Raw genomic sequence first — 630 nt, forward strand, 5'->3', positions numbered from 1 at the left:
CAGCCTCGACCTTGCCCCTGAACTATCCGTCGCCAGCACCCACCCCGCTTCCAGCCTGGTCGGCATTGCGCCGGAACTGGCCCTGAGCCCGCGCCTGCACAACCGCGACCTTGCCCCGACACGCACCGAAGGGCGTCGCTGGGGTGGCTATAGTATCTTCGCGTTGTGGACAAACGATGTGCACAATATTGCCAATTACTCGTTCGCCATGGGCTTGTTCGCCCTTGGCCTGGGTGGCTGGCAGATTTTGCTGTCGCTGGCCATTGGCGCGGCGCTGGTGTACTTCTTCATGAACCTGTCCGGCTACATGGGGCAGAAAACCGGGGTACCGTTCCCGGTCATCAGCCGCATTGCCTTCGGCATCCATGGCGCACAGATACCGGCGCTGATCCGCGCAGTCATTGCCATTGCCTGGTTCGGCATCCAGACCTACCTGGCCTCAGTGGTGCTGCGCGTGCTGCTTACAGCCGTGTGGCCGCAAATGGCGGCCTACGACCACGACAGCATCCTCGGCCTGTCGAGCCTTGGCTGGGTGTGCTTCGTGTCGATCTGGCTGGTACAGCTGGTGACCCTGGCCTACGGCATGGAGATGGTGCGCCGCTACGAGGCCTTTGCCGGCCCGGTAATCCT

The 630-nt window shown here is 62.9% G+C and carries 1 protein-coding gene; it reads left to right on the top strand.

The annotated features are described in order from the left end of the window. Window positions 1-630 (top strand): cytosine permease (locus tag EOE48_RS28465; protein ID WP_187371590.1); only part of this gene is annotated, 630 nt, incomplete at both ends.

Source organism: Methylobacterium oryzihabitans (assembly GCF_004004555.2).
In the GTDB taxonomy this organism is placed as follows: domain Bacteria; phylum Pseudomonadota; class Alphaproteobacteria; order Rhizobiales; family Beijerinckiaceae; genus Methylobacterium; species Methylobacterium oryzihabitans.